Consider the following 2,663-nt stretch of genomic DNA (forward strand, 5'->3'; position numbering starts at 1 on the left):
GTCCGCGCCGGGCGCCGCGCCGGGCACGCGCGGCATCGTGCTGTGCTACGGCGTGATGGGCTTCGGCTACATCCTGCCCGCCACCTTCCTGCCGGTGCTGGCGCGCGGCGTGATCGACGATCCGCGCTGGTTCGGCCTCGCGTGGCCGGTGTTCGGCGCCACCGCCGTCGTTTCCACGCTGCTGTCCGGCTGGTGGCTGCGCCGCGCCTCGCGGCTGCAGGTGTGGGCGGCGACGCAGGCTGCCATGGGGCTGGGCGCGCTGCTGCCCAGCCTGTGGCGCAACGGCTGGACCATCGGGCTGTCGGCGTTGCTGGTGGGCGGCACCTTCATGGTCATCACGCTGGCCGGCATCCAGGAAATCCGCGCGCGCGTGCCCGGCAACCCCACGCTGTGGGTGGGCCGCATGACCACCGCCTTCGCCATCGGCCAGATCGCCGGGCCGGCGTCATCGGCGCTGCTGCTGCGCATGCCGTCGCTCGCCGCGCACGGGCTCGACCTGGCCCTGCAGGCCGCCGCCGCCGCATCCTGGCTCACCGCCTGGTGGCTTTGGCGGCTGCACCGCTCCATCGTGTCCAACAACAAACAGGACCTGTCCCATGCCCGCTGATGCCACACCGCAAGGCTTTGCCGCCGACCCGCGCGAACGCCTGCCCATGCCGCAAGCCGGCGCGATGAGCGAGGCGCAGGCGGCCGCCGCCCGCGCGTTGACCGAAGGCCCGCGCAAGGGCGTGTACGGCCCGTTCCTGCCGCTGCTGCGCAGCCCGGAGCTGCTGGAGCGCGTCGGCAAGGTCGGCGAGTACCTGCGCTTTGCCAGCGTGCTGGATGCGCGCGTGCGCGAACTCGCCATCTGCGCCGTGGCGCGCCACGTGGGCAACCAGTTCGAGTGGCAGATGCACACGCCGCTGGCCGCCAAGGCCGGCGTGGCGGGGGCGACGCTGGAGGCCGTGCGCCTGGGCGCGCGCCCGCAGCCACTGCCCGCGGACGAAGAGGCCGCGCTGGACTTCACGCGCGAACTGCTCGCCACGCACGGCGTGAGCGACCCCACCTACGCCACCGCGCTCGCGCAGTTCGGCGAACAGGGCGTGGTGGAGCTCACCAGCCTGATCGGCTATTTCGCGATGGTGTCGTGGCTGATGAACGTGGCCCGCACGCCGGCGCAGGCGGGCGCGCAGGCGAAGCCGCTGCAGGCGTTTCCTGCCTGACGGTGCCGGGTCGCCCCGGTCGCGTCAGTCCATGAAGCGGACCGCATGGTCCGCGGGCGGCACCAGGCAGGACGGCGACCGGCCGAACAGGCGATAGCGGTTGCGCGCGACCAGCCGGTAGGCGGCATCGCGCAGCGGCGCCGGAACCAGCCAGCCGATCCACGCCGCCCGCCACGGCCATCCCAGCGCATGCAGCACCCGCAGGATCGCCGCCGTGTGCCGCCAGGTGCGTTGCCCGTCGACCAGCAGCAAGGTGTCGAGCTGCTCGGCCCGCAAGCCCGCTTGGGCGAGCAGGGCTTGTCCGGCTGCGCCCTGGATCGACGCGAAGCGAAAGATGGCGCGGCGGTCGTAGCGCAGCAGGAACCTGACCCAGCGGCTGCACAGCAGGCATTGGGCATCGAACACGACGATCATGGAGCCTCCGGCGGCAGATCGAGGTAGCCCTGATAGCTGGCGACAGTTCCGAGCAGCGGCATGGATGCATGCACGTGAAACCGGAAACGCTCCGCGTCGCCGGACTCCTGCGCAAGCACGCGTGGCGCCAGCCAGGCAGGGCAGGGCACGCCGAGAAACCGCAGCCCGAGCAGCTGCATCCGCAACTGCCCGTCCACCTGCACCAGCCCGAAGCTCAGTTGCGCCAGCCCGAGCGCCTCCACGAGGTGCTGCCCGCGCAATTGCAGCCGTGAGGTCATCGTCTTGCCCGGAAAGAAACGGGTCCAGGTCTCGACCCCGGGCTGCGCGTTCAGCTCGAAGCGCAGGGGGCCGCTGTAGCTTGTGCGCGGTGCGCCGAGGCTTCGCGCCACCAATCTGCCCAGTGCCGACGCCGGCGCGTCGGTTCGCACCCAGCCATGCAGGACGTGCTGGCCGGACAAGGTGTGGAAGCGCCGGACCGGCAGCGCCAGCTTGTCGAATTCAGGGCCCATGGCCCGCTGGTAGATCGATGAAGGGTTCATGCGTCACCCTCCATTCTGATGCGGCCCAAAAAAACAGCCACCTTGCGGCGGCTGCGAAGGTCCTTGAAAGGACGTCGTTGGGAGACTTGAATTCGGTGGCGGCAACTGCAATGCGCGTGACAGCGTTGAAACGAATTTAGCGGCTGGTTGCAGCCTTCGCCTCCTCCAATCGGAGGAGGCCGCGGGGTGCGGCAACGGCCTCGGCGCCTTTTTACATCGCCTGACATCTGGTCACAGCGGCAGCCGCAGCACGAAGCAGGCACCGCCGCCTTCGCGGTCTTCGCAGGCCACGTCGCCGTGGTGGCGCTCGGCGATGGAGCGCACCAGCGCCAGGCCCAGGCCGACGCCGCCCTCGCGTTCGCTGGCGCCGGGCAGGCGGTAGAACGGCTCGAAGATGCGCGCGCGCAGCTCGGGCGGCACGCCCGGGCCGCGGTCGCACACGCGCAGCAGCGCATGCGCGCCCTGGCGCCGCACGTCCACCGTCACCGGGCCGCCGCCACTGTAGCGG

Annotated in this window: 5 protein-coding genes; 2 read left to right on the forward strand and 3 right to left on the reverse strand. The window is 71.3% G+C overall.

The features are described from left to right. Both H0U68_RS17950 and H0U68_RS17955 read left to right on the forward strand, forming a co-directional pair. Window positions 1–607, forward strand: a 607-nt coding sequence (locus tag H0U68_RS17950) for a YbfB/YjiJ family MFS transporter (protein WP_296358072.1), incomplete at its 5' end; no start/stop codon positions are given. Then, a complete protein-coding gene (locus H0U68_RS17955) occupies window positions 597–1,202 on the forward strand; it encodes a carboxymuconolactone decarboxylase family protein (protein WP_296358073.1) in 606 nt (201 codons plus the stop codon). The genes H0U68_RS17950 and H0U68_RS17955, both read left to right, overlap by 11 nt. A gap of 24 nt (window positions 1,203–1,226) precedes the next feature. On the opposite strand, the gene H0U68_RS17960 is transcribed toward H0U68_RS17955, so the two are convergent. The 3 genes from H0U68_RS17960 to H0U68_RS17970 form a co-directional block, all read right to left on the reverse strand. After that, window positions 1,227–1,616: a DCC1-like thiol-disulfide oxidoreductase family protein gene (locus H0U68_RS17960; RefSeq protein ID WP_296358075.1), complete on the reverse strand. Its 390-nt coding sequence runs from the start codon at window positions 1,614–1,616 to the stop codon at window positions 1,227–1,229. Then, the gene (locus H0U68_RS17965; RefSeq protein ID WP_296358077.1) at window positions 1,613–2,155 is read right to left on the reverse strand and encodes a DUF4166 domain-containing protein; all 543 of its coding nucleotides are present in this window, start codon (window positions 2,153–2,155) and stop codon (window positions 1,613–1,615) included. Before H0U68_RS17965 ends, H0U68_RS17960 begins: the two co-directional genes overlap by 4 nt. Before the next feature lie 231 nt (window positions 2,156–2,386). Further along, window positions 2,387–2,663: ATP-binding protein (locus tag H0U68_RS17970; protein ID WP_296358078.1), on the reverse strand; the 277-nt coding region annotated here is incomplete at its 5' end.

The organism is Ramlibacter sp. (assembly GCF_013697775.1).
Taxonomy (GTDB): Bacteria; Pseudomonadota; Gammaproteobacteria; order Burkholderiales; family Burkholderiaceae_C; genus Ramlibacter.

Excerpts from the sequence above, each read along its gene's own strand:
- H0U68_RS17955 (WP_296358073.1), top strand. The coding sequence starts at position 597 with ATGCCCGCTGATGCCACACCGCAAGGCTTTGCCGCCGACCCGCGCGAA.
- H0U68_RS17960 (WP_296358075.1), bottom strand. The coding sequence starts at position 1,616 with ATGATCGTCGTGTTCGATGCCCAATGCCTGCTGTGCAGCCGCTGGGTC.
- H0U68_RS17965 (WP_296358077.1), bottom strand. The coding sequence starts at position 2,155 with ATGAACCCTTCATCGATCTACCAGCGGGCCATGGGCCCTGAATTCGAC.